Annotated in this window: 24 protein-coding genes; 17 read left to right on the top strand and 7 right to left on the bottom strand. The window is 66.5% G+C overall.

The features are described from left to right. Window positions 1–289: 289 nt before the first annotated feature. The gene (mscL, locus tag VGI62_RS05730) at window positions 290–685 is read left to right on the top strand and encodes a large-conductance mechanosensitive channel protein MscL (RefSeq protein WP_331503438.1); all 396 of its coding nucleotides are present in this window, start codon (window positions 290–292) and stop codon (window positions 683–685) included. Window positions 686–696: 11 nt separating this feature from the next. Here the strand turns inward: mscL and VGI62_RS05725 are convergent, their stop codons facing one another. From VGI62_RS05725 to VGI62_RS05715, 3 genes are all read right to left on the bottom strand, one after another. Then, window positions 697–2,190: a DUF2252 domain-containing protein gene (locus VGI62_RS05725; RefSeq protein WP_331503437.1), complete on the bottom strand. Its 1,494-nt coding sequence runs from the start codon at window positions 2,188–2,190 to the stop codon at window positions 697–699. Between the two features lie 293 nt (window positions 2,191–2,483). Continuing rightward, complete coding sequence (locus tag VGI62_RS05720) at window positions 2,484–3,038, bottom strand: HdeD family acid-resistance protein (protein WP_331503436.1); 555 nt, start codon at window positions 3,036–3,038, stop codon at window positions 2,484–2,486. 151 nt (window positions 3,039–3,189) lie between these two features. Then, entirely contained in the window at window positions 3,190–4,353 is a 1,164-nt protein-coding gene (locus VGI62_RS05715) for a patatin-like phospholipase family protein (protein WP_331503435.1), read from the bottom strand. Between the two features lie 565 nt (window positions 4,354–4,918). On the opposite strand from VGI62_RS05715, the gene VGI62_RS05710 reads away from it, so the two are divergent. The 3 genes from VGI62_RS05710 to VGI62_RS05700 all read left to right on the top strand — a co-directional run bounded on the left by VGI62_RS05710 (window position 4,919) and on the right by VGI62_RS05700 (window position 6,784). Further along, complete coding sequence (locus tag VGI62_RS05710) at window positions 4,919–5,962, top strand: AI-2E family transporter (protein WP_331503434.1); 1,044 nt, start codon at window positions 4,919–4,921, stop codon at window positions 5,960–5,962. Between the two features lie 117 nt (window positions 5,963–6,079). Next, complete coding sequence (locus VGI62_RS05705) at window positions 6,080–6,394, top strand: hypothetical protein (RefSeq protein ID WP_331503433.1); 315 nt, start codon at window positions 6,080–6,082, stop codon at window positions 6,392–6,394. 204 nt (window positions 6,395–6,598) lie between these two features. Further along, window positions 6,599–6,784: a hypothetical protein gene (locus VGI62_RS05700; RefSeq protein WP_331503432.1), complete on the top strand. Its 186-nt coding sequence runs from the start codon at window positions 6,599–6,601 to the stop codon at window positions 6,782–6,784. Between the two features lie 18 nt (window positions 6,785–6,802). On the opposite strand, the gene VGI62_RS05695 is transcribed toward VGI62_RS05700, so the two are convergent. Beyond that, on the bottom strand, window positions 6,803–7,264 hold the full coding sequence (locus VGI62_RS05695; RefSeq protein WP_331503431.1) for a glycine zipper 2TM domain-containing protein: 462 nt from the start codon (window positions 7,262–7,264) through the stop codon (window positions 6,803–6,805). A gap of 180 nt (window positions 7,265–7,444) precedes the next feature. On the opposite strand from VGI62_RS05695, the gene VGI62_RS05690 reads away from it, so the two are divergent. From VGI62_RS05690 to VGI62_RS05640, 11 genes are all read left to right on the top strand, one after another. Beyond that, entirely contained in the window at window positions 7,445–9,298 is a 1,854-nt protein-coding gene (locus tag VGI62_RS05690) for a transglycosylase domain-containing protein (RefSeq protein ID WP_331503430.1), read from the top strand. Between the two features lie 160 nt (window positions 9,299–9,458). Beyond that, on the top strand, window positions 9,459–10,643 hold the full coding sequence (locus VGI62_RS05685) for an efflux RND transporter periplasmic adaptor subunit (RefSeq protein WP_331503429.1): 1,185 nt from the start codon (window positions 9,459–9,461) through the stop codon (window positions 10,641–10,643). Next, a complete protein-coding gene (locus VGI62_RS05680) occupies window positions 10,640–13,816 on the top strand; it encodes a multidrug efflux RND transporter permease subunit (protein WP_331503428.1) in 3,177 nt (1,058 codons plus the stop codon). Before VGI62_RS05685 ends, VGI62_RS05680 begins: the two co-directional genes overlap by 4 nt. Before the next feature lies 1 nt (window position 13,817). Continuing rightward, entirely contained in the window at window positions 13,818–15,188 is a 1,371-nt protein-coding gene (locus VGI62_RS05675) for an efflux transporter outer membrane subunit (protein ID WP_331503427.1), read from the top strand. A gap of 131 nt (window positions 15,189–15,319) precedes the next feature. Next, on the top strand, window positions 15,320–15,718 hold the full coding sequence (locus VGI62_RS05670) for a hypothetical protein (RefSeq protein ID WP_331503426.1): 399 nt from the start codon (window positions 15,320–15,322) through the stop codon (window positions 15,716–15,718). A 28-nt stretch (window positions 15,719–15,746) separates the two neighbouring features. Next, complete coding sequence (locus tag VGI62_RS05665) at window positions 15,747–16,265, top strand: Na+/H+ antiporter subunit E (protein ID WP_331503425.1); 519 nt, start codon at window positions 15,747–15,749, stop codon at window positions 16,263–16,265. Next, window positions 16,262–16,549 (top strand): monovalent cation/H+ antiporter complex subunit F, encoded by a 288-nt coding sequence (locus VGI62_RS05660; RefSeq protein WP_331503424.1) that lies wholly within the window; start codon window positions 16,262–16,264, stop codon window positions 16,547–16,549. The genes VGI62_RS05665 and VGI62_RS05660 overlap by 4 nt, the downstream gene beginning before the upstream one ends. Next, a complete protein-coding gene (locus tag VGI62_RS05655) occupies window positions 16,546–16,872 on the top strand; it encodes a monovalent cation/H(+) antiporter subunit G (protein ID WP_331503423.1) in 327 nt (108 codons plus the stop codon). The genes VGI62_RS05660 and VGI62_RS05655 overlap by 4 nt, the downstream gene beginning before the upstream one ends. Beyond that, window positions 16,869–17,813, top strand: coding sequence for an MnhB domain-containing protein (locus VGI62_RS05650; RefSeq protein ID WP_331503422.1), 945 nt, complete (start codon window positions 16,869–16,871; stop codon window positions 17,811–17,813). Before VGI62_RS05655 ends, VGI62_RS05650 begins: the two co-directional genes overlap by 4 nt. Next, complete coding sequence (locus VGI62_RS05645) at window positions 17,810–18,151, top strand: NADH-quinone oxidoreductase subunit K (RefSeq protein ID WP_331503421.1); 342 nt, start codon at window positions 17,810–17,812, stop codon at window positions 18,149–18,151. The genes VGI62_RS05650 and VGI62_RS05645 overlap by 4 nt, the downstream gene beginning before the upstream one ends. After that, window positions 18,151–19,935, top strand: a complete 1,785-nt coding sequence (locus VGI62_RS05640) for a complex I subunit 5 family protein (protein WP_331503420.1) — start codon at window positions 18,151–18,153, stop codon at window positions 19,933–19,935. The genes VGI62_RS05645 and VGI62_RS05640 overlap by 1 nt, the downstream gene beginning before the upstream one ends. A 48-nt stretch (window positions 19,936–19,983) precedes the next feature. On the opposite strand, the gene VGI62_RS05635 is transcribed toward VGI62_RS05640, so the two are convergent. Together VGI62_RS05635 and VGI62_RS05630 are read right to left on the bottom strand one after the other, a co-directional pair. Next, window positions 19,984–20,478, bottom strand: a complete 495-nt coding sequence (locus VGI62_RS05635) for a globin (protein WP_331503419.1) — start codon at window positions 20,476–20,478, stop codon at window positions 19,984–19,986. A gap of 113 nt (window positions 20,479–20,591) precedes the next feature. Beyond that, window positions 20,592–21,884 (bottom strand): hypothetical protein, encoded by a 1,293-nt coding sequence (locus tag VGI62_RS05630; protein ID WP_331503418.1) that lies wholly within the window; start codon window positions 21,882–21,884, stop codon window positions 20,592–20,594. Window positions 21,885–22,144: 260 nt separating this feature from the next. On the opposite strand from VGI62_RS05630, the gene VGI62_RS05625 reads away from it, so the two are divergent. Together VGI62_RS05625 and VGI62_RS05620 are read left to right on the top strand one after the other, a co-directional pair. Next, window positions 22,145–23,596, top strand: coding sequence for an acyclic terpene utilization AtuA family protein (locus tag VGI62_RS05625; RefSeq protein ID WP_331503417.1), 1,452 nt, complete (start codon window positions 22,145–22,147; stop codon window positions 23,594–23,596). Beyond that, entirely contained in the window at window positions 23,589–23,897 is a 309-nt protein-coding gene (locus tag VGI62_RS05620; protein WP_331503416.1) for a DUF4387 domain-containing protein, read from the top strand. The genes VGI62_RS05625 and VGI62_RS05620 overlap by 8 nt, the downstream gene beginning before the upstream one ends. Here VGI62_RS05620 and VGI62_RS05615 read toward each other — a convergent pair. Then, a partial coding sequence (locus tag VGI62_RS05615; protein ID WP_331503415.1) for a MarR family transcriptional regulator occupies window positions 23,894–24,165 on the bottom strand: 272 nt, incomplete at its 5' end. The two genes, VGI62_RS05620 and VGI62_RS05615, sit on opposite strands and share 4 nt — an antisense overlap.

The raw sequence follows: 24,165 nt of genomic DNA, 5'->3' as shown, positions 1-24,165 counted from the left end.
GCCGTGAACTTGTGGTCCGGCGTGTAGGTGACGGGGATCTGCATGTCCCCGATGATCAGGATGATGCCGTGGGTGGTCACTTCCTCGAGCGTTCCGGCGAAGGCGGGCGTGGCCATCGCCAGGAGCCCGATGGCGGCTATCAGTCTAGGCATGGTCTCTCCCCCCTCGGGGTTTTCTGGTTCGCCCATCGATCCCGGTCTGAGCCGCGCGGTCAAGGCGGCGGCCAACGTTGACGCTTGCGACAGCAGCGCCGAGGCTCGCGCGCCGGCAACCGAGAAAGGGCAGGCTGATGTTCAAGGAATTTCGGGAGTTCATCGCTCGCGGCAATGTGGTCGATCTCGCCGTCGGCGTGATTATCGGTGCGGCGTTCGGGGCCGTCGTGAAAAGTCTGGTTGAGCAGGTCGTCATGCCGCCCATTGGCCTGGCCACCGGCGGGATCGATTTTTCTCAAATGAAGTACGTGCTGAAGCCCGCGGACCTGGCGGCCAAGACGGCCGAGGTGTCGGTCGCCTACGGCGCGTTTATCAACACGATCATAAACTTCCTGATCGTTGCGTTCGTGATCTTCCTGCTGGTCAAGGCGGTGAATAGTCTGAAGCGGCAAGAGGCGGCGGCTCCGCCCCCGGCGCCCACGCCGACCGAGGCGCTGCTGACGGAAATCCGCGACCTCCTCAAGAGCCGCTAGGTCACTCGACCCTATTCGGGTTGGCTGACGGAAATCCGCCCTTTGCGCGCGGCCTCGACGAGTGCGGCGTGGTCGAGTTCGGTCTGCTCCATATAGGCCATGGCGAATTTGGCGATGGCCTCGTCCAGCGCCGAACTCTTTCCGCAGTAGCCGGCGATCATTGCCGGGTCGCCGGACTTCGCGTGCGCCAGCGCGAGCGCCCATCCGCAGAGGCCGCAATATTCCGGAAGGCCGGCCAGGGCAGAGCGATCGCCGTCGGTGAACTTCACGCCGCCCTTCATGTCGGCAAGCTGGCGCACGTAGAAGTCGGTCCCGTCGACGTTACCCCAGCCAAGGAAGATATCGGGCGAACCCTGGGTCAGACGCTGGCCGACCACCACCCGCTGCCCTTGGTTCTTGAAGTGAAGGGGTGTCGGGGTGAAGGGGGCGAGGACGGATTGGGTCGCCTGTTTGGCCTGGAGGAACAGCGGGTCTTCCGAATCGAGCCCTTGAAGAAGGATGACCCAGCATCCGGTTCCGACGCTTCCAACGCCGACCGTCTTTCGCGCGGCGTCGACGATCCGGTAGCGGGAGAACAGACGCCTGCGGTCCTCGGGCAGCGAGGCGACGTAGGTTCGCAACATCACCTCCAGCGCTTCCTTTAATGGGACGCCTGACTCCAGGTGCTCTTCTCGGACGATGAGGGGGATGTCTTCAATGATCCTGTGCTCGCCGCCCACTTCTTCGGTCAGCCTGTCGAGGGACTGGAGGCGACCTTTGGCCCTGGCTTTGTCCATGTTCTCTTCAGCCCCGCGCCTCAGCGCCGGAGGAAGGACTGCGAGGACGGAACGCTCGTCGATGCAGTCGTACCAGGTTTCCAGGTAGGCCATCTGGGCATACCGCGCGATGCGTTGGCGGTAGATTTCCACGGCTCGGCGGACCGACGTCTCGGCATCCCGACGGTTGCCGCCAAGCGACGTCGCCACCAAGGCGATACTGGCGGCGAGGCGCTTCAAATCCCATTCCCACGGCCCGGGATGGACCTCGTCGAAGTCGTTGATCGCGAAGACAAGGTTCCTTTCAGCTGAGCCGAAGAGCCCAAAATTGGAGACGTGCATGTCTCCGCAAGCCGCGACCAGGAGTCCGGTAGACGGGGTGTGCCAGAGGTCTCGCGCCATGATCGCAGCGGCCCCCCTCAAGAAGGAGAAGGGCGAGACCAGCATCCTCGCGTTCCTGATCGGGACAAGGGCTTGAATCCGGGTCTTGTTCTGCTCGATCAGGACTGCGACCGGGTCTGGCCGTTGCGGGTCCGGCGCATAAGCAGAATGGGCCGAACGCGGGACCGACTTGCGCAGGGTCCTGCCCGCCTCCAGGCGCTCGGCGAGGCTGGGCCGATCCTTGGTGAATTCGTCGAAGAACCGCTGCTCGCCTAGTAGGGCGTCCGAGCCGTCAACCGCGACCTGGGCGTGGGCGCGGCGGCGTACGCTCTGGACCCTTTCGGCGTCCGACATTGTTCCAGCAGCCATGTCTCTCTGCCCCTGTCAGCGGCCATCCCAGATGTCCGCCTGCGGAGCATACCCCTGGAGGAAATCGGCCACGATCAGGCGTTTACCTGAGCGCTCAGGGACCTGCGGGCGGCTCGCAGATCGCGGGGTGAGGCGTCCGCAGGTCGCTCGCAAACGGCGTGGTTGGCGAGCGTCCATAGCCAGATGCGATTTTGCCGACGTTGGGCAAACGATCTCGATCGCCTCGGTCTGAAGACGCGAGGTCGCCAGGCGTGCGAAGCGATCCGAACGGCGCCCATGATGCGCTGAGCCGCTTAGCCGGCTCCCCGATTTTGCCTGGCCAACGCGACCATCGCCCAGGCCAGCCCGTGAACAAGAAGGTCGGCGCCGAGCGCAAGGCTGATCCAGCGCGCGCCAGACCCAGGCCAGGCGAAGAGGATGCTCAAGCCTGCTGCGAGACCAACCAGGCCCGATGGGAGAAGCCATCGCGCGCCCGGCGCGCGTCCGGCGCCAAGTGCGACCCGGATGCCACCCGAGACGATCAGCAGCAGGCCGAGGGCGTCGGTGAGCACCAGTGTCCTGACCTCTTCATGACGCAAGAGTCCCAGGCCAAAAGCTAAGTAGATGACGCCGAGCACGCACCGCGGCGCGGCGCGGGTCCAGGGTCTTTGCGAAATCCCGTGCAGGAGCTCGAAACCGCCGACGATAATCGCGGCGCCTCCGACGAGCGCGGCGCTGAAGCGCGCGACCATCGCGGCGTCAGCCAACACAAAGATGCCGACGACAATCAGCGCGATCGCAAGGATCGCCGGCGATACTGTGGAGCGACCCAACACGGGGCCGCGCAGAACGTTCGGCTGGCGTGACATTGGCATGTCCCCCGTAGCTGTTCTTGCCGACAGATCCAAATTCCCCCAAACGCCCCGCGTCGGGCATCGGGCCATACCCCGAGCCCCTTGCGCGCAGGCCCTCAATCCCGGCGCGGTCCCGGCTCCTCTGCGAGCGCCCCCGTCCTGGACATCACCGGCTCGGCGCGGGAGCCGTCACGTCACCGTTGACGAATACCTGCCCGGACCTGATCGGCGCCCAAGCCGTGCCGGCCAGAGCGCGCTGTCGTCCCGCTTCGAACGAGGCAGACATCGCTTCGGTGCTGAAGTTCAAGGTGCCGCCGGGCGTCCCCCTCGGGATGACGGAGAGCTCCACATCCATGCCGTTCCTCGCCGCGAAGGCTGCATTGGACGCGATATGCACGCGGTTTGACGCGTTTCCTGCGCTCGAAAGCGTTCGGATCAGGATCCCCCGGAAGCTGCCCGGCGTGATCGAGGTCTCACGTTCCAGCACCCCGTTTATCAGGATGTAGATCGTGCTGCCCGGCGGGGGACTGTGCGGGCTCGTCCAGAGCACGAGATCCTCAGGAACAGCCAGGAAGGGCGCATTCACCCCACCGTCGACGTGCATCTGTTGGACGAGGCGGCCATCGTTTCCCGAAGCGACGATGAAAACCGGCGGGAACACGCCGGGTATGCTCGAAGACGCCAGCAGTATCTTGCAGAAGAGCGCCAGGGCAGGGGCGTCGCCCTGTGTAGCCAACAGCCCCATGTCCCAGATCGTGGTCTCCTGGGTGTCGAGATTGGTGGTCGCCACCAGGAGCCGCCGACCCTTGGCATGCTCGACCGCCACGGCCCGTAAAAGGTCGGGCGTGATGTTTTGGTAGACCAGGTCCTTCAGCTGTCGAGCGCTATAGAGACTTGGAGAGACCAGGAAGGACAGGTGGCGCCAACTCAGCAAGCCCTCCGCCCCGCCCCGGGTGTAGGCGACCTTCAGCCTCTCGTTCCACTCCGGCCCCAGGAAGGCGAAGGGAGCGGCCAACGCACCGGTGCTGACGCCTGTGACGATCGAGAACTCCGGACGCTTGCCAGTCTCCGTCCAGCCGACGATCACCCCGGCTCCGAATGCGCCATTGGCGCCGCCGCCCGAGAGCGAAAGGAGGCTGAAGGGCTCGGTCGCCGTCTGCATCCGGTGCGTGAAGTCCGCCTCCATGGCGTCTGCCTTGAGACGCGGATCCACCATGTGAAGGGCCGAGCCCGGCGCAGCCAGACCGTTCTCCGGGCGTGAAATCGTTGCGCATGCGCTCAGCAGGACGAAGCTCAGGAGGATCGCGAACGAAGGCAAGCCGAACTTCATCGATCAGATCCAGCGCGATACTGCGAGGCTCTCACGAGCTGCGGAACAGGCGCCCGATGGTCCTTTGCAGATCCCCGGTCTCGGCGCTCGGCGCCGGCTGCCCCGCGTGATTTGTGCCCCGCAAATCTGCATTTGCCGTTCCGAACGCCTAATCAACTCAACACGACGGCGGAGGTCCATCTATCGGGTGATCGCCTGAGACAGGTCCTGCGCAGACCTAGAGCCGAGATGTCCCCCCATGGCGTCGTGCGGCTCAGGTGAACGCCTGATTGTCTGAGCTGGGAGCTTGGGACAGCGTTGGAAATCCCGCCGGGCGTCTCCCGGCTTGGCGGAACCTGCGGCGGCGCTTCGGCGCCAAGGCAATGGGCCCGGGCGGATGCTGGCGACAGAGATCGCCCGGGCCTCCTTTGCGCGGCGCGGGTAGCAGACCGATGCCCAGGAGGCTTGTGAGCCCTGACCTTTCCGTCCCCACCGTGAGCCGTTCGCCTTCGACCTGGCGCTATGCGCGCTTGCCCGGGTGCCGCAAGGCGTCGGGCTCGGCGCGCAGGCAAAAACGGGGGCCAGCTTGAGTGATACCTCGCGTTCGGACGACACCGTGGCCTGGGCCCTCATCGGGACGGCGGCCGCCGTCTTGTTGCTGCATGTCTTCAGAGCGATCCTGTGGCCCTTCGCCTTCGCCTTGGTGATCACCGTTCTGATCCAGGCGTTCCTGCGCGCCGTCGTGTCCGTCTGGCCCAGGGCGAACAAGCGCGCGGTCGCGTTGATCGCAGGTGTGGCCGCGCTGGGGCTGCTTTTCGCGGCCGGCGGCGTGGTGCTTCCAGGCGTGGCCGGACTGCGCGATGAACTGCCGTTGCTGCTTGAACGCCTCAACGGGTTGCTCACCGCCGTCAGTCACCGGGTCGGCCTCGAAGAACCGTTGACGGTCGATGTGCTGTTCGGAAACCTGAATGCGCGTGAAGTCGCGTCATGGATGCTGGGCGGCCTCAGCAGCGCCTTCTCCGGCCTGGTGCTCACGGCGCTCTTCGTAATCTTCCAGCTCGTGTCGTGGGAGTTGATCGGACGCCGGCTCCGCCTTGCCTTGGGCGGCCGCGAGGGCCAATCAACCCTGGTTCTGGAGCGGTCGGTCCGGGGCGTCGAGACCTACCTCTGGATCCAGACCGTCACCGGGCTGATGAACGCCGGGGCATCGGGCCTCATCATGTTCTCGGTGGGGCTGGACCACTGGGTTCTCTGGGCGATCGCGTTTTTCATGCTGTCCTTCATCCCATTCCTCGGGGTGGCGATCGGCAGCATCGGACCGGCTCTGTTCGCTTTGCTCCAGTTTTCGTCGCCATGGCCGAGCGCGATTATCTTCGTCGGTATTCAGGCCGTCGCGTTCGTCGTGGGCAACCTGGTTTTGCCGAAACTGCAGGCCTCGACCCAGAACATCGATCCTTGCGCCAGCCTCATGGCGGTCGGCGCTTGGAGCATTGTCTGGGGCCTGCCCGGAGCCTTCCTGGCCGTGCCGCTCACCCTCGCGCTGATCTATCAGCTGGCGGGGACCAGGCGGTTGCGATGGGTCGCTATCCTCCTTTCGAACGATGGGGAGCCGCTTCCGGAGACCCCCTAAAGGTTCGTTTTTCTGCGCTATTCACGGCCAAGGTCGCTCTCGGGTTTTGGCCTGATTGGCAGCGGGGAGCCGGTCCCCGACGCCTGAATCGCAAAACGGGGGTCTGAGGTGGCGCGCGTGTTCTACGCGGTCACGCGCCTGAAAGCCGGGCCGGGAATGCAGACCGTGCAGAAGATGTCGCTGCCGACACTCACCGCCATGGTGGTCGGTTCGATGGTGGGGGCAGGCATCTTTTCGCTTCCTCGGACTTTCGGGAATGCGACGGGTCCGGTCGGTGGAAGGAACAACGCCGCCGGCGCACCCGCCGCCGCCCTTTGGCTGAGCAACATCGTCATCCAGCTCTTCCTGATCATCGAGTCCCTCGCGAGTAACCCCGTCCTTCCGGGCGGGGAGGTAAGCGAGCGCGGCCGGCGGCCGCTTCTCCGGGGTTGAACAGCACGGTGACGCCTGTAGATTCGAGGCGATGATGCACGTGGAGGGTGGCCGTCAGGCGCCCGATGAAGCGCGAACTCCTCAGTGGATTTCCTCCCTGGGAAATCCCCCGGCTTCAGCCGGGGGAAGATGTTAAATCCTGGTTCTCAGAGTACGCCTTCGTCATGGCCCTGAAGATGACCAGCGCCATGATCCTGATTTCTGATGGTCGCAGGCTACGGAATGCTGTCGGCTCTGCTCTACCTCCCCGCCACCGTCTTCTTCGTGCAGACCATGCGCGAGCAGAAGAAGCCGGTGTTCACGACGGTCGAACTGGTCGTGCTGGGCGTACTGGCCCTGGGCGCCGCATTCGGCGTCTATGGACCGGCAAGCGGCGCGATCCAGATCTGATCCCGCCCGCTCGGGCGCTCAGTGGGCGACGCGCGCGTTGTCTGCGTTGCCGATCAAACGCACCCGATCGCCGATCCGGAAATCCCTCATGTCGCCGGGCTGAATGATGGCGACCGTGCGATTATCGCCTTCCAGTCTCAGCGTCACCTCGATGCCCCGCGTGACCCGCGACCCCTGGATCGCACTCCCCAGCGCACCGCCCGCGACCGCGCCGGCGACGCCGCCGGCGACGTTGGACGCCGTGCCGCCGCCGATCTGGCTGCCCGCGATACCGCCCAGGACCGCGCCTGTGGCCATGCCGAGCCGGGTCTGGCCCGGGCGGATGTCAACGGACCGCACGTTGATCACTTGCCCAAAGCTGACGGGCTGCGCCCTCATAGATTCCGAAGAGGAGAAGGACGAGGACGTCTGCGTCGGCGCACAGGCCGAGACGCCGATCAGGCAGATCGAGATTGCCGCGGCTCCAACCAGGGACTTCATTGGGCGTCCTCCTAAGGCCCCGCGCGACGTAACGATGGACAGTCGCGCGAGTAAATCGGGTCAACACCCCAAAAGCCCCCATTCCCGCCCGGCTCCACAGCGGGGGCGGCCACGGTCTCGCTTTTGACGTCTTAAGGACCAACAACCGCTTGCTTCGAGCGGCAATCGAGCCCTTCCCGAATGGTCTGCGCCAAACTGGCGGCCAAGCTCGAGGGTCGCATGGGCGCCGCCAACCTTCGTCAGAATTCCCGAGCAGCGGGCCGCGTCCGACGTGCATTGCCCGCCGTCGTCGCAGTCTGCGCGATCGCGGCGGTGTGCGTGGCCTGGATGGCTTGGAGCCTGCCGCTCGACCAGCCTTCGGCTGGGTCATCCAGACCCGCAATGGTCTTTCTTGCCGCCGATGGGACCCCCTTTTCTCGCCGCGGCGCCTACAAGGGAGCCCCGGTGGACGCAGCCGCACTCCCCCCGTTCGTGAGCGCAGCCTTTGTCGCCGTGGAGGATCGCCACTTCTACACGCACTTCGGCATGGACCCGGTGGGCACGGGCCGAGCGGCCCTGGTGAACCTCTCGCGCGGGCGGGTGATGCAAGGTGGCAGCACCATCACCCAGCAGCTCGCGAAGACCTACGTCGGAGATGAGCGGAGTTATGGACGAAAGCTTCGCGAAGGCCTGGTGGCCCTGGCGCTTGAGTTGCGGCTAACGAAGAACGAGATCCTTTCGCGCTACCTCAGCACCGCCTATTTCGGCAATGGAGCCTATGGGCTTCGCGCGGCCGCGAGGACTTATTTTGACAAGGCCCCCGAAGACCTTTCGTTGAGTGAGGCCGCGATGCTTGCGGGCCTTGTGAAGGCCCCGTCAGCGCTCGCCCCCAGCCATGATCTGGCCGCGGCCCAGGCGCGCGAGCGACTTGTCCTGGCGGCCATGGCCGATAGCGGCGCCATCGATGCGTCACAGGCAAGGAACGCTCCACCTGCGCAGCTTGTGTTCGACCGGCAGGTGACGCCCGGCGGCGAGTTCTTCCGCGACTGGGTCGCCGGGCAAGCTGAAGTTGGTGAGGTCTCGGGCCATGGCGAGATCGCAGTCCGGACCACCCTGGATCTGAAGCTTCAGGCCGATGCGGAGCAGGCGGTCGCGGGCGTGTTGCAGGCGAGCGGCCGGCGCGGGAATGCGAGCCAGGCCGCGCTCGTCGCCATGCGACCCGACGGGACGGTCGTGGCCATGGTTGGAGGCCGCGACTACTCGGCCAGCCAGTTCAATCGTGCCGTTCAGTCCCATCGCCAACCCGGCTCATCGTTCAAGCTGTTCGTCTATCTGGCCGCGCTCAGGCAAGGCGCCACGCCCGAGACTCTTGTCGCCGATGAGCCGGTGGCCGTGGGAAACTGGCGACCGGAAAACGCCGGCGGCCGCTACCAGGGCGTGATCACGTTTCGGGACGCCTTTGCCCATTCAAGCAATGTCGCCGCAGTGAGGATCTCGGAACTCGTCGGGCGCGACGAGGTGGTGCGAGCAGCCCACGACCTTGGCGTTTCCGGCAACCTGAAGACCGTGCCGAGCCTGGCGCTGGGGTCGAACGAGGTCACGCTCCTCGACATGACAGCGGCCTACGCGGCCGTGGCGGCCGGCGCCTATCCGATTAATCCGACCGGGCTTCAGAATGGGCGTCCCCCGGCCGAGGAAAGGCGCCCGCTTCGCGAACAGCGCCACCTTCTTGCTCTCCTCAACGCGGCGGCTGAGCAGGGGGCCGGTCTGGGAGGGGCTCTGCCCTATCCGGTATTCGGCAAGACCGGGACCACCCAGAACAACCGGGATGCATGGTTTATCGGATTCGCCGGGGATCTGGTGGTCGGGGTCTGGGTAGGAAACGACGATGCCGCGCCGATGGTCGGGGTCGGCGGCGGCGGGCTGCCGGCGCAGATCTGGCGTGGCTTTATGGAGCGAGCGGTCCAGAGCGACCTCGCGGAAGGCCGCTCGACGCCGTTGGCGGGGCTGCCGGCGTGGCCGCAGGACGAGCCCGGATTTGGGGCCACGGATTGATCCTGCGGCTCGCCGCGTAGGGACCGTCGCCGACGAAAACCAAGGCCGCAGGGCTTGGCCCGGGCCCGCCAATCAGGTGAGGAGACGCACCTCCGTACTCCACCCGATATGCATCCAGCGCTTAGTCGGCTTCGCTCCTCCGGCAATCGTGAGAGCGATAATGGCAGCGATTTCAAGCAGGATCGCTCTGGGTGCGGCCACTGCGGGGTGCGTCGCGTTTGGTCTCTTGCTCCTGACGGGGTGCGGACCCAATGAGCAGGCGGCCGTTCCACCAGCGCCGCCTGTCCAGGTCATCACGGTTGTCGCGCGCCCCGTGCCGAATGCGGTCGAGTTGCCGGGCCGTATCGAGGCGGTGCGATCGGCCGAGGTCCGGGCGCGGATCGACGGGATCGTGGAACGCCGCCTCTATGTCGAAGGCGCTGACGTCAAGGCCGGCGCGCCACTGTTCCAGATCGACCCGGCCGACGTGCGCGCCCAGCTGCAGCAGGCGCAGGCGAACCTGATACGCGCCCAGGCGGCCAGGACGAACGCAGCCGAGGTCATGAAGCGCTTCTCGATGCTGGTCGGCCGCAAGGCGATCAGTGACCTGGAGTTCGAGTCCGCCCAATCGAACCTGCGCCAAGCCGACGCTGCGATCCTGGATGCCCAAGGCGCCGTCGACCGGGCGAAACTGCGGGTCGGCTACGCGACCGTCCGCGCACCCATCGCAGGCCGGGTTGGCCGCGCGCAGGTGAGCGAGGGCGCGTTGGTGAGCGGCGCGGGTGCGACGCTGATGGCCCAGGTCGACCAGCTTTCGCCAATCTATGCGGTCTTCACCAAGTCGAGCAGCGATCTGCTGGACCTGACGCAACAGGTCCGCCGTGGAGAGGTCCAGCTTCCCAATCTGCGGAACATTGAGGTGCGATTGGTCAAGGAGAATGGCCAGGACTTCGGCCTCGTCGGACACCTGAACTTCGCCGACCTGGCCGTCCAGCCATCTACCGGCAGCCAAGTGCTGCGAGCGGAGTTTTCCAACCCTAAACGCGAACTTCTCCCCGGCCAGTTTGTCCGCGGCACGGTCTTGGCTGGCGTCGTTGCCAACGGCGTCGCGATCCCCGAACGCGCCATCGCGATCGGCGCCGACGAGGCGAGTGTGATGATCGTCACCCCAGACGATCTCGCAGCTCGGCGGATCGTCACGCTTGGTGGCCGCCACGACGGTGAATGGGTGGTGCGCTCCGGTCTGAAGCCTGGAGACAAGCTCATCGTTGACGGCTGGCAGAGGGTTCAGCCCGGCCAGAGGGTCACGCCTCGCCCCGTCCCGCCGGGGTCACTCCCTGGGGCTTCCTCGGATACGACGGGATGAACCGCTTCTTCGTCTATCACCCGGTCTTCGCCTGGGTGGTCGCGCTGTTCGCCCTGCTTTTCGGGGGGATCGCGCTTCGAAACCTGCCCGTCGAAACCTATCCCAACATCGCGCCCCCTTCCGTGAATGTCGCCGCGACGTTCCCCGGCGCCGACGCGGCCACACTCGACCGCACGGTGACCTCGATCATCGAGCGCGAGATGAACGGGGTCGACAACTTCCTCTACATGTCAGCGGTCAGCCGCGCGAACGGCACTGCGCAGATCACTGTAACGTTCCGGCCCGGCACCGACCTCGAGGTCGCCCGCTCGCAGGTGCAGGACAGGTTGGGCCGGGCTGAGCCGCGGCTGCCCCAGGAGGTGCGGCAACTCGGCGTACGCGTGACCGCCTCGTCGGCCGGCTTCCTGATGGTGATCGCGCTGAAGTCGAAGACCGGCTCCTCCTCTGCGCTCGATATGGACAATTTCGCCTCCAACAATCTCGTTGACGAACTGCGCCGGGTGCGGGGGGTCGGCGATGTCCTGCTGTTCGGCTCGCCATACGCCATGCGCATCTGGCTGGATCGCGACCGGCTTGCCGGATTCGGCCTGTCGCCCGCCGAGGTGTTGGCCGCGATTCGCGAACAGAACAGCCAGACCGCCGGCGGCAGTCTTGGCGCGCAGCCGATCGCGCCCGGCTCGGAGTTCAACGCCCAGATCATCACTCAGAGCCGGTTCTCCAGCGCCCAGCAGTTTCGCGACATCATCGTCGCCTCCAGGCCCGACGGCTCGACGGTGCGGCTCGGCGACGTGGCGCGGGTCGAGCTCGGGCAGGACAGCTACGGCTTTCGCGGCACGCTGAATGGCGCAGAGACAGCCGTCCTCGGGGTCCAGCTGGCCACAGGGGCCAGCGCTCTTTCCACCGCGCAGGCGGTGGTTGCGCGGATGAAGGAGCTGCAGTCGGGCTTTCCCCCGGACATAACGTGGACGATTCCGTTCGACACCACGCCCTTCATCACCGCCTCGGTGAGGAATGTGCTCGAAACCATGGTCGAGACGATGGTGCTGGTCTCGATCGTGGTGTTCCTGTTCCTGCAACGCTGGCGCACCACCGTTGTGCCGACACTGATCGTGCCGATCGCCTTGCTCGGCGCGTGCCTCGGCCTGTTTCTCTTCGGGCTCTCGATCAACCTGCTGTCGCTGTTTGCGATGGTCGTGGCGATCGGGATCCTAAACGACGACGCCATCGTCATTGTCGAGAACGTCGAGCGGATCATGCGTGACGAGGGGCTGTCGCCACGCGAGGCCACGGTAAAGGCGATGGGCCAGATCACCGTGGCGATCGTCGCCACGACGCTGGTGCTGATGGCGGTCTTCGCGCCGATGGCCTTCTTTCCCGGCTCAAGCGGCGGGATCTATCGGCAATTCTCGATCACCCTGACGGTGGCGATCGTCGTCTCGACGATCCTGTCGTTGACGCTGGCTCCGGCCTTGTGCGGCAGCCTCTTGCGCGCTCCGTCCGCGGCAGATGCCACGCGCCGGCCGAACCTGCTGGGCAGGTTCTTCGGCGGCTTCAACACCTTCATGGAGCGCAGCACCGCGCGCTACCTGAGAGGCGTCGACGCCATGTTGGCCGCGCCCTTGCTCTGGCTGGGTGGCTTCGCCGCGTTCTGCGTCGTCGTCGTGCTGTTGTTCATGCGCCTGCCGGGCGGTTTCCTGCCGAACGAGGACCAAGGCTATTTCTTCGTGGCCTATAACGCCGCTCCCGGTGCGTCGATGCAGCGGACCGAAGCGGCGGTCGCCCAGGCTGAGGCCTTTCTGCGCAAGCAGCCACAGGTTCGCAACGTGGTCACCGTGGTCGGCTTCAGCTTCTTCGGCCAGGGCCAGTCGGTTGCGATGTCGTTCGTCGACCTCTATCCGTGGGCCAAGCGCCTGGGTCGCGACGATTCCGCCAGCGCCCTGGTCCAACGCGCCAACCGGGCGTTCTTTACGATACCGCAGGCGACCGTATTCGCGCTGGAGCCGCCGCCGATCCAGTCGCTCGGCAACGCCACCGGCTTTTCGATGATGGTGCAGGACCGGGCAGGCGAGGGATCAGGACTGGTCCAGGCCGGCCAGGCGATGTTGGTGCAAGCCGCGAAGAGTCCGAACCTTGCCGGCGTGCGGCTGGAGAGCTTGCCGCCGACGCCGCAGCTCTATGTCGAAGTCGACCGCATCAAGGCTCGCGCCCTCGGCTTGCAGATCGGCCAGGTGAACCAGGCGCTAAGCATTGTCTTCGGCTCGGCCTACGCCAACGACTTCGTGCACGAAGGCAATGTGCTGAGGGTATTCGTACAGGGCGACGCATCGCAGCGCATGCGGGCGGAGGACGTCGCTTCGCTTCGAACACGCAACGACCGAGGCGAGATGGTGCCGTTCAGCGCGTTCACGACGATGCACTGGACCGCCGGCCCGCAGCAGCTGGAGCGCTACAACGGCTTCCCGTCGGTCACCCTGTCCGGCCAGGCGGCCCCAGGCCGTTCCAGCGGCGATGCGCTGCACGAGATGGAGCGGATCGCCCACCAGGTCTTACCGACAGGCTACGGCTTCGAGTGGACGGGCACCGCATTCGAAGAGAGGCAGGCGGGGGGGCAGATCGGCGCGCTGCTCGGACTGTCGGTGATCGTCACCTTTCTGCTGCTGGCGGCGCTCTATGAGAGCTGGGCCCTGCCGCTGGCCATATTGATGGTCGTGCCGCTGGGCGTGATCGGCGCCGTTGTGCTGACCATGGTTCGCGGGATGTCGGCGGACATCTATTTCAACGTCGGCCTTGTGACGATCATCGGTCTGGCGGCGAAGAATGCGATCCTGATCGTCCAGTTCGCGATCGACGAGGAGGCGCAGGGCACGCCCACCCTGGTGGCCACGCGGCAGGCCGCCGAGCAGCGGCTGCGGCCGATCCTGATGACCAGCCTCACCTTCGTGATCGGCATGCTGCCGCTGGTTTTCGCCTCGGGCGCAGGGGCGGCCAGCCGACAGGCGGTCGGCACAGGGGTGATGGGCAGCATGCTCAGCGCGACCTTCTTCGGCATCTTCTTCACGCCGTTGTTCTTCGTGGCTGCCCGCCGGTGGCTGGGTGGAATGCGTGGCGAGGGGGGGCTGGAGGCGCCGCAGCCTGTCGGCGGAGGGCCGGTGGGCGAGGCGGAAGGGGGTTAGCATGCGCGGCTGGCCGCTTCTGATCACCTTGCTGCTCGGCGGTTGCAACCTCGCTCCGACCTACGAGCGGCCGGCCGCCCCGATCTATAGCGCCTATTCCGAGCCCCAGGCCGCAGGTGGTCGCCTGGCTACCGATGTCTCCTGGCGTAACTTCTTCGGCGATCCGCAGCTCAAGGCCGACATCGCTGCAGCTCTGCAGAACAACCGCGACCTGGCGCAGGCGACGGCGCGCATCGAACAGGCTCGCGCCCAGTACCGGATCCAGAACGCTCAACGGCTGCCGCAGGTGGACATCTCGGCTTCGGCGGCCCAGGCGCGCACGCCGACCCCGGCCGGCGCGGTCACCTCCGATCTCTACACCGCCCAGATCGGGGTCACTGCGTTTGAGCTGGATTTCTGGGGCCGGCTGGCGAACCTCAGCGAGGCGGCCCGCCGGCAATACCTGGCGACGGTGGAGGCGCAGCGAGCATTTGAGCTGGCGCTGATCGCCAACGTGGCCAGCGTCTACTACGCGATCCGGTCGGGCGAGGAGGGGATTGATCTCTCCGAGCGCACGGTAGTGATCCGTCGCCATGCGCAGGAAATCGCGAGGCAGCGGCTTGACGCGGGCGTCACGTCAACGGTCGACTTCGATCAGGCTTCGGTCCTGGTCACCCAGGCCGAGACGCAACTGGCCGACCTGCAGCGCACCACCGAGCAGCAGCGAAATCTCCTGTTGGTGCTGGTCGGCGGCCCCATGGCCGGGCCGCCGCCGCCCGGCCGTGGCATTGCCGACTCCGGCCAGTTCGCGGCCCTGGTTCCCGGTCTGCCGTCGTCGCTGCTGGTGAACCGGCCTGACGTGTTGGCCGCTGAGGAGCAGCTGCGCGGGGCCAACGCCAACATCGGCGCCGCGCGCGCGACCTACCTCCCATTTATCGCGCTCACCGGTTCGGCCGGCTACATCTCTCCGGAGCTCAGCAGTCTCTTCGTTGGATCGTCGCATGCCTGGTCATACGCCGCTGCCGCCGCGCTGCCGTTATTCGATTTCGGCCGCCGCCGCGCGCTGGTCGCCCAGACGCGGGCGCGCCGCGACGAACTGGTCGCCAACTATCAGCGCACCGTCCAGGAGGCGTTCCGCGAAGTCTCCGACGGGCTGGTCGGGCGCCGTCGCCTGCAGGAGCAGATCGAGGCCCAGGAGCGCGCCGTCGCCGTGCAGCGCGATCTCGCCGATACCGCCGAGCTCCGTTACGCAAGCGGCATTTCGGTTTATCTCGAGGTCCTGGATGCAGAGCGCAACCTGTTCACGGCTGAGCAGCAGCTGATCCTGCTGCGCGCTGCGGCGCTTCAGAACGGAGTGGCGCTCTACATCGCCCTGGGCGGCGGAGCCGCCTGACCATGGCCATCCGCTACCGGTGCTCAGCGCAATTGAAAACGACTCGCGAGTGGGGTGTTCACTCTAGGGAATGCTCAGGCTCGATCCGCTAAACTGAACGGCACGGCGTTGGAACAATACGGAGTGAGGCGATGGATCGTCGAAGCTTTATCGCAGCCGGGTTGGTGTCCTGGGCCGTCGCGCCGCCCCTTGCCACCGCGCAAGCCGGGTGGGTCCTGATGGGCACGCGCAACATCAGTTGGACGTCCAGTCGGGACAGCATCATGGTCACGCGCACGTGGGGCCCCATCAATGCGCTGAGTTTCCGCACCCGCGGCGGCGAACTCTTCCTGACGAACATCGAAGTTTCGTTCACCCGGGGCGGGCGTGAGCGCATCCCGATGAATACGCGGGTACGCCCGAACATGCGTTCCAACACGATCAGGCTGCGCAACCGCAACGGCGACGTCCGGCGCGTCGACTTCACCTATCGGCGCGTCAACAGCGGCGGCAGCATGCGAACGACGCTTGAGCTTTTCGGCCGGCGTTAGCGCCCTGGCGCGTTGCTGAGGATCCGCCATGACCTCGCCGGGAAGACGAGACCACAGGGGCTCAGTCGGCCTGGGCCCCGCAATCTGGCGAGCGGCTTGGTTCCTCGGTCTCTGGCTCGTGCTTGCCGGCGCCGATGTCGCCGACCTTCCAGCCGCCGTCGTCGCGGTCGTCGCGGCGACCTGGGCCAGCCTTCGCCTCCTGCCGCCAAGTGGTTATCGGGCTTCTGTTCTGGGCCTCGCCTGCCTCGCCGGGCGCTTCCTCGGAGAATCCGTCGTTGCGGGCCTGGACGTCGCAAGGCGCGCGCTCGACCCGCGGCTGCCGATGCGGCCCGGCTTTGTGGCCTATCGCGTCGGTCTTCAGCCAGGTGCGGCGCGTAACACTTTCACGACCCTCACCAGCTTGCTGCCGGGCACGGTTCCGGCTGCCGATGAGGGAGGCCAGCTTCTGTACCACTGCCTCGACGTCGACCAGCCGGTCGTATCGCAACTCGCCGGCGAGGAAGCGGCGCTGTCGCGCGCGCTCAATATCGCCGGGGCGCCAAGATGACCGACTTCCTGAGCGCCTCCCTTGGCTTGATCCTTGCGCTGCTGGCGCTCGGCCTGGTCCGTATCCTGCGCGGCCCCAGAGACGCCGACCGCATGATGGCGGCGCAACTGGTCGGCACCGCGGGCATCGCCTCGATCCTGCTGCTTGGGGCGATAGCGAGGGTGGCCGCGACGATCGATGTGGCGTTGACGCTCGCACTCCTGGCCACCTTCGCTTCCATAGCTTTCGTGAAGAAGGGCTTGTCCCGCCTGGAATCCGATGACGCTGGATCGACGGAGGAATGAGCCGCCTGCTTGATATCGTGACGATCGTCTCCGTCTCGGGCGGCGCGTTCTTCTTTCTGGCCGGGTCCGTCGGTCTGCTTCGCTTCCCCGACACACTGACGCGACTGCACGCGCTCACCAAGGCGGACAATCTGGGGTTGGGCCTCGTGGTGATCGGGTTGCTGCCGCAGGCCGGAAGTCTGCGCGCCGGGCTTGAATTGATCTGCATCTGGCTGCTTGTGCTGCTGTCCGGGGCGACGATCTCGCAGCTCATCGCCCACACGGTGCGCGCGACCGACCGGCGCGAAAGCTCCGCGGCGCACATGCCAGGACCACCCTTGTGAGCTTCCAGACTGCGCTTGAGCTGGTGCTCGCCGCCGTGGTTCTGGGCGTGGCGATATGGGCGATCGCAGCGCCCGAGACCTCGGCGGCGGTCGTCAGCTATGTCGCCTACGGGCTGTTGCTGGCGTTGATCTGGGTGGCTCTCGACGCCGTCGACGTGGCGCTGGCCGAGGCCGCAATCGGAGGCCTGGGCGGCGTGCTGCTGCTGGGCGCGGCCGCACGGCTCAGGGCCACAGAGGCGCAGGCCAAGGCGGAACGCCCGGGGCCAGCGGTTTGCGTGGCCGCCGCGATGCTCTCGGCGTTGGTCGCCGCGGCGATCGCCGCCGCCGTACTGCTCCTCCCCGTTCCCGCCCCTACGCTTGCGCCGGCTGCGGCTGCAAACGCAGCGGCGACCGGCATGGCCAATCCCGTCACCAATGTGCTGATGGCCTTCCGCGCGATGGACACCGTGCTGGAAAAGGTCGTTCTCCTGCTGGCGCTGGTCGGCATCTGGTCGCTGGCGCCCGACAACCGCTGGGGCGGGAATCCGGGGCTGCGCCACCAGGCCGACCCGCGCGGCGTGCTGGCTTTTCTGGCCCGGCTCCTGGCGCCGGTCGGCATCGTCGTGGGCGTCTACATGCTTTGGAATGGAGCCGACCATCCGGGCGGGGCCTTCCAGGGCGGCACGATACTTGCGGCGATGTGGCTGCTGGTCACGATGGCGGGTCTCATGGACACCCCACGCATCAGCAGCCGCCGGCTTCGGCTCGTGCTGGTCGCCGGTCCGGCGATATTCCTGACTGTCGGTCTGGGGGGGCTCTGGTTCGGCGCGGCGTTCCTTGCCTATCCGCAGGCCTACGCCAAGCCGCTGATCCTGGGGATCGAGGTCGCGATGACGCTGACGATCGCGGTGACGCTGGGCCTTCTGCTGGCAGGGGCGCCTGAACGGAGCGCCGAGCCATGAGCTCGGCAACGGTGTTTGGGGTATGCGGGGCCGTTGTCATAGGACTGGGCCTCTATGGCCTGATCACCAGCCCCCAACCGCTTCGCAAAATCGTCGCCTTCAATCTCGTCGGAAGCGGGACTTTCCTGATCTTCGGCGTCGTGGCGCGAAGGGGCGCGGTGGCGGGATTGGGCTCCGACCCGGCGCCGCAGGCGCTGGTCATCACCGGCATCGTCGTGGCGTTTTCCGCCACGGCCCTGGCGGTCGCGTTGCTGTTGCGGTTCTTCCAGGCCACCGGCTCGGCCACGCTGCGGGCAAGCGCGCCACCGAGCACAGCCAGCGACACGAGCCCAGGCTGATGCCGTTCGCAGCGGTGAACCTGGACGGCGTGACGACGATGTCCGGGTTCCTGCTCGTTCTGTCGATTATGACGCCCGTGGTCGGGGCCCTGGTGGCTTTCGCGGCCGGCGGACGCAACGTCCGACGCGTGGCCTTCGCGACCCTGCCGCTGGGGTTTGCCGTTGCGGCCGCGATTGCGCTCGCCCTGCGACAGGGCGGGCCGCTCGTCTATCTGCTCGGCGGCTGGTCGCCGCCGCTCGGCGTGGCGTTGCGCGCGGACGGCTTGTCGGCGGTCATGATGTTGACGACGGCCGTGGTGGTCTGCGCCGTCGCCTTGTTTGCAGGCACGGACTTCCAGGTTCCGGCAGCCGAGGTCGAGACCCGCGCGCCGTTCGCCTTCTGGATTCTTCTGCTGGCGGTCTGGGCCGCCCTCAACACGGTCTTCGTCGCGGGCGATCTTTTCACCCTTTATGTCGCGCTCGAGCTACTGACCTTCGCCGCGATGCCGCTGGTCTGCCTCGACGGGCGAGGGGAGACTTTCCAGGCTGCGCTACGCTACCTGGTCTTCGCGCTGCTCGGCTCGATCCTCTATTTGGTGGGCACGGGGCTCATCTACGGCGTCTACGGCACACTCGATATCTCGCTCCTGTCGCAGCGGATGCAAGCCGAGCCGGCGACGCTGATCGCAGCGGCGCTGATGACAGTTGGCCTGCTCGCCAAGACCGCGCTCTTCCCGTTGCACCTGTGGCTGCCGCCGGCGCACGCCGGCGCGCCGGCCGCCGGAAGCGCAGTCCTCTCCGCGCTGGTGGTAAAGGGGTCCTTCTTCATCGTCATCCGGATCTGGTTCGACGTGATGCCGGCGCTGCCGGGTGTCGCCGCCGCTCAACTGCTCGGCGGCCTGGGCGCGGCCGCCATCGTGGTCGGAAGCATCGTTGCCCTGCGCCAGGAGCGATTGAAGCTCTTGATCGCCTACTCGACGCTGGCGCAGATCGGCTACCTCTTCCTCATGTTTCCTCTGGCCTTCAGGCCCGATACCGGGCGGATCGAGCGGGGCGGGGCTTTGGCCGGCGGCCTGCTGCAGGCGATTTCCCATGCCACCGCGAAGGCCGCCATGTTCATGGCGGCAGGTTTGATCTACGCGGCCCTAGGCCGTGATCGCATTGCGGGGTTGGGCGGAATTGCGCGGGCGGCGCCCATGAGCGTGATCGCCTTCGCCATTGCCGGGCTGGCGCTGATCGGCGTGCCCCCGAGCGGCGCCAATCTTGCGAAAGAGCTGCTGCTCCAGGCAGCTTCGGAGACCGGGCAATGGTGGTGGGGGCTCGTGATCCAGGCCGGCGGGTTCTTTACGAGCGCCTACCTCTGGCTGGTGCTCATCCATGCGTTCGCGCCTGCGGACGAGCCGGTCGAACTACGCGCCACGGCTGCCTCCGGGCGGGAAGCCGCGACGCTCGTGCTCGCCCTCTGCTCGCTGTTACTCGGGCTTTTTCCTTGGGGGCCGTATCTCCCGCTCCCGCCAGAGGCCAGTGCGAGCTCGCTCTCCCTCGAGGCTCTACCTAAGGCCCTACTCCCAATCGCAGGCGGCGCCGTGCTGGCGATCCTGCTGGGCCGCTGGAGTGACCGGCTCGTCTCCCTATCGTACGGCAAGACTACCGCGGCGCTCGTAGGTCCCGTTCGACAAGCGGCCCTTGCCTTGGGGGGACTGGTCGAGCGGATCGACGGCGGGCTTCGGCAATGGCCGGCCGCTGGCCTATCTCTCCTGACGCTGGCGCTGCTCTTCGGAGCAGCCATGCTCGCGGCCGCGTGACGCTGCGGCGTTGGCCGGGTTCCGGATCATCCGGGGTGTTGATCAGGTTCACGGGCGCTGCGGCACCGTCGCCCGGGCTTCGAATTCCGCCACGCGCTGCTTGTGGAACGGGCTCGACACGTCACTCCTCGGGGTGACCTGGACGACGTGGTCTATCTCGGCCAGCAGGTCGCTCCAGGCCCGCTCGAACCCTGGCGACCAGTCCGACCCCAGGATCTCCTTCACCGCGTCACGGACAACACCGAAGAAGGTGGCGAAGACTTCCCGAGGGATGTCGTAGCCCTCGTGCGTCACCATCTCCGTCCCGATCATGTGATCGGCGTAGCGACGCGCGCCGATGAAATCGAGGATGGCGTCGAAGGTCCGCGACAGCATCTCGCCCTTCACCGCACCGCTGGTGTCCCGCCAGAAGTGGACCTCCATCCGCGGGTGCTCGGCGAACAGGCGCGCGTAGACCTGGGGTGTCGGGTCGTCGCAGCGTTTGGCCACAAGCTCCAGAGACGCTTCGATATCGGCAGCGAGACGGAAAGCCGAGCCGCTCATTGTGATTTCCCTTCCGCGCTCGTCAGAGCGCGCGCCCTTCGCTGCGTCGCGCGGTTCGCCCCATCTCGTCCAAACCAAGAACCGGGGCGGCCCTGCCCCCACCTTGCCTGCCTTCACTTGCGGCCTGCACGCAGCTCAGCATCCATGACATCGGCAATCAAGTCGAGGTCGCGCGCCAGCAGTGTGTGCCCGCCATCATGAGTCACAACCGCCAGATCCTTGCCGGCCAGTTCGCCGATGGCCGGACGCTGCGCCGGAACCCCCTTGCGACCCAGCAGCCTGTAAACCGGCGTCGCCGCCTGGGCCGCAAGCCACTCCCCGGTGGGGTCGGACCACGTGTCGCTCGAGCCGTTCACCAGTAGCAGCGGACGCGGCGCGACCAGGGCCAGCAGCATGTGCGAATCGAGCGGCAACGTTCGTGGGTCGGCGGCGAAGTCCTTGTATCGGGGGGCGAACCAGTAGGCGTAGCGACCGGGGGCGACGAGGTCGCCGATCGTCTCGCCGAAGTCCCGGCGGCTGAGCGCGGCGCCGCCCTCACCCGAGATCACGGGGATTACCATGGCAAAGCGTTCATCCTGCGCGCCGGCCCATAGTGCGGCCTTGCCCAGCCGTGAAGCGCCAAGGATCGCCGTGCGACGCCCGTCGACCTCCGGATCGGTCAGCAGGTAGTCGAGGACGCGTGATGCACCCCACGCCCAGGCGCCGATGGCTCCCCAGTCGTGCGGTCCGCGCGGCGCGGCCGCTGCCAGAAGTGGTCGCACTCCGAAGGCCACGCCGCCGTCGAAGTCGGGCTCGATGTCGCCATAGTAGATCGAAGCGACCGCATAGCCCCTGCGGACCAGGGCGGCGATGTCCACGTGACCGATGGGCGTGGCCTTCGAGCCGACGACTTTCTGGTGGGTCCGCAGGTCCCATCCGGTGGCCTCCTCCACGCCGGGCTCGCCCAAGGTCATGATGTTGGGCTCAAAGCTAAGGCTGAGGACCACGGGCGGGGGCCGACTGGCGTGCGCGGGCACGTGCAGCAGGACGTGGAGGACGGGCGCGCCGGGGTCGTCGGAAAACCGGATCCGTATCTGGCTGCGCCGGGACTGGCCGCCCAGACCCGCGGCGTCGCGCTCCCAAACCTCGAACCGAGTGCGAAACGCCGTTGTCGGCGTTCGCCCGAACTGATTGTCCTGTGCTAGCGCCAAGATCTCGCGTCGCCGCGATGGCCACTGCCGTGCGGTTCTGACCGGGGCGCCTCGCGCTGAGATCAGCGGATCAGGAAGAACATAGGTCCCGACCTTCGCCTCATCGGTGTTGGTCACGTGCGGACTTGGCCATTCTTGGCTGAGGGCGGGCATCGGGGTCGCGGCGGCCGCGCCGAGCAGCATGGCGGCAAGGACCGTAGGCAGGCTGGAATGCATCGGGTCACGATGTCGCCTTTGGGTGCTGTGGCCAAGTTTCCTTACGACGAGCCGCCACCTCGTCAGCGCGCAAAATCCCGCTGCTTACCCCGGGGCCGGACATTGGCGAGGTCTCTTGGTGCGTGAGGCGAGGCGTTTGCCTGACCCGTCAAATAGTTCGCCGATGGGGCCGCTACTGACCGACTCATTGGGGCCTGAGGGGGCTGTTTCGAGGTTGCCGAGGCTCGGCCCAGTCGTCATCGATGGGGCCAAGGAAATGTATGAACACCAGAAGCCGAGGCCTGACTATGGTGGGCGGTATGCAGACCCCATCCGAATTCACGAGCGTCAGGCTCTTCGTCCCGGTGGGCCAGCTCGGCGGCGGCGTGCGGTCCGATGAGCTCGCCGCGGCGTTGAAGCGCGGCGCGGAGGTCATGGCCATGGACGCGGGCTCCACTGACAGCGGAGCCGCGTATCTCGCCACCGGCACGTCGAAGAACAGCAGGGACGCGGTCAAGACGGACCTTCGCCTCCTGATGACGGCGCAGCACGAGGCGGGGATTCCGCTGATCATCGGGACGGCGGGGCAGGCCGGCGGTGACATGAATGTCGACTGGACCGTGGAGATCGTCCTGGAGGTCGCCCGCGAAATTGGCTACCGCCCCCGGATCGCCGCGCTCTATTCCGAGCTGTCGTGCGAGGTCGTCCGTGCCCGGAATGCACAGGGCCGGGTCAAGCCGTTGCCGCCGCTCGGCGACCTGGCGGACGAAACGATCGACAGCTGCCGTCACATCGTCGCCCTCATGGGCCCCGAGCCCTACATAGCCGCGCTCGAGGCCGGCGCGGACATCATCGTCGGCGGCCGGAGCACCGACACGGCCGTCTTGGCGGCGTTCCCATTATGGAAGGGCGCGCCGATCGGTCCTTCCTGGCATGCCGGCAAGACCGGCGAATGCGGCAGCCAGTGCACAGCCAGGTCGACCCACGGAAGCGGCGTCTTCCTGACGATCGACAGGGATGGATTCGAAGTCGAGCCGCTGATGGAGGGGAACGCCTGCACGGTGCACAGCGTCTCGGCGCACATGCTCTATGAGAACAGCAATCCGTTCCGCCTGACCGAACCCGGGGGCATCCTCGACGTGACGGCGGCGCAGTACGCCCAGGTTACCGATACCAAGGTGCGGGTGAGGGGGTCGGTCTGGGAGCCGCAGCCCTACACGATGAAGCTGGAGGGCGCCTCGGTCGGACAATTCCAGACGCTGATGATGATCGGCATCACCGACCCGGCGGTGCTGAGCAACCTCGATCTCTTCCACGACAAGATGCGCCACACGCTGGTCCGCCGGGTCGAGCGGACCATGGGCGAGAAGGCCGGCAGTTTCGACATCTCCTTGCGGATCTATGGTTGGAACGCCGTGTCGGGCCGTCCCGTACCAAAGGACGCGCCGCCGCCCCGTGAGGTCGGCGTCTTGTGCGTAATCACCGCCGACACTCAGGATCTCGCCAACCAGATGGCCAAGGCCTGCAATCCGTACTTCTTCCACATGCCCCTGTTCGAGGGGGTAGAGCTGCCGAGCTACGGCTTCGCATTCACGCCGGCCGACATTCCGCGGGGCCAAGTCTTCGAATTCAGGCTCAACCATGTCGTTGAGGTGGACGACCCTCTTGAGTTGGTCCGGACGCGATGGTTCGGCGACTTCGCTGATCCGGCGCGGGAGAGCGCGAATGCCTAAGCTACGTGAGGTCTGCCGGCACGTTCGGTCCAAGGTGGCCGGACCCTTCTGGGTCACAATCGACTTGTTCTTCGACGGCGAGGAGAACTTCCGGAAGTACCACGACAATCCCGCTATCAGGCCGCAGGCCTTGGCGGAGATCTACCAGACCGAGCCAGCCCTTGTGTCCATCTACCCGGTGGCGGCGCTGAACATGATCAAGATCTCCTATCCTCGCGACCGGCCTCAGGGCGGCATGATCGAGCGGGATCTTCACTCGGGCCAGCAGTATGTCTATCTGCTCGACGTCGAAATGGCCTAGTACCGCTGCACAGTGATGTTGACCGGTTGAGGGGCCCGCAGGACGGGGAGCGTCTCCGGGGGCACGAGCAACTGGATGCTTCTTGCGGAGCCGGGCGTCCTGCGGATCAGGCCTGAGCGTTCGAGGGTGATCACCATCTGGTGGACGCTAGGGGCGGTGACCTCGAAGTGACGTTGCATGTCGGCCTCGGCCGGCGGACGTCGATGGATCTGAGCATAGGCCCAGATGAAGGCGAGGTACTGGCCCTGCTTCTCGGTGAAGCGGAGCC

The sequence above is a fragment of the Phenylobacterium sp. genome (assembly GCF_036495085.1).
GTDB lineage: Bacteria > Pseudomonadota > Alphaproteobacteria > Caulobacterales > Caulobacteraceae > Phenylobacterium.
This window is presented reverse-complemented; position numbering and strand designations above follow the sequence as displayed.